This window comes from Saccharomonospora iraqiensis subsp. iraqiensis (genome assembly GCF_000430445.1).
Classification (GTDB): Bacteria; Actinomycetota; Actinomycetes; order Mycobacteriales; family Pseudonocardiaceae; genus Saccharomonospora; species Saccharomonospora iraqiensis.
In genome coordinates, this window is record NZ_KE387042.1 from 1 (window position 1) to 2765 (window position 2765).

Below are 2765 nucleotides of genomic sequence, written 5' to 3' on the forward strand. Positions count from 1 at the left end.
TGGCCGTCGCGGGTTACGGCGCGCTGCGCGCCCGGGCGGCGGTGGGGGACCGGCCGTTGCTCGCGTGGGGCGCGGTCACCGCCGTGGCCACGGCCGTCGGGCTGTGGTCGATGTCCTTCGTCGCACGGACATTCCTGTAGACGTTTACCGGGTCGCGCGCACGGATATCCCTTACGCGTCAGTAGTACCCGGGTGGTGAGGACGAGCGGTCATGACGGCGGTGCGCGAGGACACCGACACGCGGTCGACCTTCTCGCACTCGGCGTTGTTCTACCGCGGTCGCGCGGAGTTCCTCGCGGCCACGGTCCCGTTCGTCCGGGAGGGGCTGGCGCAGGGGGAACCGGTGGCGGTGATCCTGCCCGCGCCGAACCTGGAGGCACTGACCGCCGCGCTCGGCGCCGACGCCGAGCGGGTGCGACTGGTCGACATGGCGGAGGCCGGACGCAATCCGGGGCGCATCATCCCGCTCGTGCTGCGCTCGTTCGCCGACAGCCATCCCCGCCCGGTACGGGTCGTGGGGGAGCCGGTCTTCAGCGGCCGCACCGAGGACGAGTACCCGGCCTGCGTGCAGCACGAGGCGCTGGTCAACGCCTCGTTCGAGGATCGGCCCGCGGCGTTGCTGTGCCCGTACGACACCGGTCGGCTGGCACCCTCGGTGCTGGCGGACGCCGAGGCGACCCACGCCGTCGTCGTCGACGACGACGGACCGTACGTGAGCCCGCGCTACGCACCGGACGACGCCTTCGAACGGCACAACGTGCCGTTGCCCGTCCCCGCCGACGCCCTCCGCGTGCCGTTCGACCTGGACGGCCTCACGCGGGCGCGGCACACCGCGACCGACTTCGCCGCCGACGGGGGATTCACGGGGGAGCGGTTGCAGGACGTGGCGCTCGTCATCGGCGAGTTGTGCGCCAACAGCGTCCAGCACGGCGGCGGTGGCGGCCTGCTGCGGATGTGGCGGGACGGGGACGGCGTGGTGTGCCAGGTCAGCGACCGGGGCAGGCCGACCGACCGACTCGCGGGCCGACGTCCCGCGACGCCCCACCAGGACGGGGGGCGCGGGTTGCTGCTGGTGAACCAGGTCGCCGACCTCGTGCGGACCCACGTCGGCGGGGAGGGGACGACCGTCCGCGTCGCCCTGCGCCGGTGAGCGGCGTCCGGCGTCAGCGGGTGTCGTCGGCCGGGGCCGGTTCGCGCACCCGGTCCCCGGTGTAGAGGTTCATCTCGGCGCCCCGCAGGAAGCCCACGAGTGTCACGCCCCGCTCCTCGGCCAGGTCCACGGCCAGCGACGACGGCGCGGACACCGCGGCGACCAGCGGAATCCCCGCCATGGCGGCCTTCTGCACCAGCTCGAAGGAGGCGCGCCCGGACAGCAGCAGCCCGGCCCCGGACAGCGGGACCCGGTCGTGTTCCAGCGCCCACCCCAGCACCTTGTCCACGGCGTTGTGCCTGCCGACGTCCTCCCGGACCACGAGGAGGGTCCCCTCGGCGTCGAACAGGGCGGCCGCGTGCAGCCCCCCCGTCGAGTCGAACACACGCTGGTGTTCCCGCAGCGCGTCGGGCAGCCCGGCCAGCATCCCGGTGGTCACGGCGAGATCGGAGGCGGAGACGTCGAAGCGGCCGCGCAGCCGCACCGCGTCGAGCGCGGCCTTGCCGCACACACCGCAGGACGAGGTGGTGTAGAAGTTGCGCTCGACACCGACGTCCGGGGCGGGCACGCCGTCGGCGAGCAGCACGTCGAGCACGTTGTAGGTGTTGCGCCCCTCCTCGTCCACGCTGTCGCAGTACCGCGCCACGGCGATGTCCCCGCGGGCACCGACGACCCCTTCGGACAGCAGGAATCCCCGGGCGAGTTCGATGTCGTGGCCGGGGGTGCGCATGGTGACCGCCAGTGGGTGGCCCCCGACGCGCAGCTCCAACGGCTCCTCCACCGCCAGTGCGTCCGGCCTGCTCCGCACGCCCTGCGCCCGCACCATGCGGACCGGCCTGCGGACCGTCACCCGTCCCATCCCGACCTCCCGTGGGGTTCGGCTGCCCGTCCACTCCATGATGACCGTGACACCCGGGTCGTGCGTGCCGCGCCGCCGCGCCCGCCCGTACTGTCCGATCCGGGGATACGCGGGCCCACGTGCGGGACGCTCGACCGATAGCCTCGAACCATGCTCATCGCCGAGGACCTGGCCCTGCTGCTGCCCGAGGGGGACACCGGGGCATCCGGGACCGCGACACCGCGGGGGGAGTACTCCCTGGCGGGTGCGCTGCTGATCGAACTGGCCCTGCTGGACCGGGTGGACGTCACGGGCGGCACGGACCCCGTGGACACCGCACCGCGGACACCGGCCCCGGACGGAACCGGCGGTACTGACGGATCCGGCGGTACTGACGGCTTCGTCAGTACTGACGGAACCGGCGGTGCGAACGGCGCCGGGGCACCGGAGGCGCCCACCACCGGCAGGCTCGTGCTCCGCGACCCCGCCCCGACCGGGCACCCCGCTCTGGACTCGGCACTCGCCGTGCTGGCCACGCTGGAAGACGCGAGACCGAAGGACGCGGTGGAGGCGCTCACGAAGGAGCCGGTGTCCACCGACCTGCGGAGCGCTCCCGGGAAGGGTGCCGCCGAGCTCGACCGGCTCCGCGCCCGGTTGCGGGAGGTGCTCGTCGACGGCCGGGAGCCGGACGAGCGCACCACCGCGTTGATCGCCCTGCTGACGGGAACGGACGCGGTGGGCGCGGCGCTCGGGCCGGACGCGGCCGGGGACGTGGAG

At 74.0% G+C, this 2765-nt stretch carries 3 protein-coding genes; 2 read left to right on the forward strand and 1 reads right to left on the reverse strand.

The features are described from left to right. Positions 1-211 precede the first annotated feature (211 nt). Positions 212-1150: a sensor histidine kinase gene (locus ACTIR_RS0103200; protein WP_026453199.1), complete on the forward strand. Its 939-nt coding sequence runs from the start codon at positions 212-214 to the stop codon at positions 1148-1150. 13 nt (positions 1151-1163) lie between these two features. On the opposite strand, the gene fdhD is transcribed toward ACTIR_RS0103200, so the two are convergent. Next, entirely contained in the window at positions 1164-2009 is an 846-nt protein-coding gene (gene fdhD, locus ACTIR_RS0103205) for a formate dehydrogenase accessory sulfurtransferase FdhD (RefSeq protein ID WP_026453200.1), read from the reverse strand. A 150-nt stretch (positions 2010-2159) separates the two neighbouring features. On the opposite strand from fdhD, the gene ACTIR_RS0103210 reads away from it, so the two are divergent. Next, a partial coding sequence (locus tag ACTIR_RS0103210) for a GPP34 family phosphoprotein (protein ID WP_026453201.1) occupies positions 2160-2765 on the forward strand: 606 nt, incomplete at its 3' end.

Excerpts from the sequence above, each read along its gene's own strand:
- ACTIR_RS0103200 (WP_026453199.1), top strand. The coding sequence starts at position 212 with ATGACGGCGGTGCGCGAGGACACCGACACGCGGTCGACCTTCTCGCAC.
- fdhD (WP_026453200.1), bottom strand. The coding sequence starts at position 2,009 with ATGGGACGGGTGACGGTCCGCAGGCCGGTCCGCATGGTGCGGGCGCAG.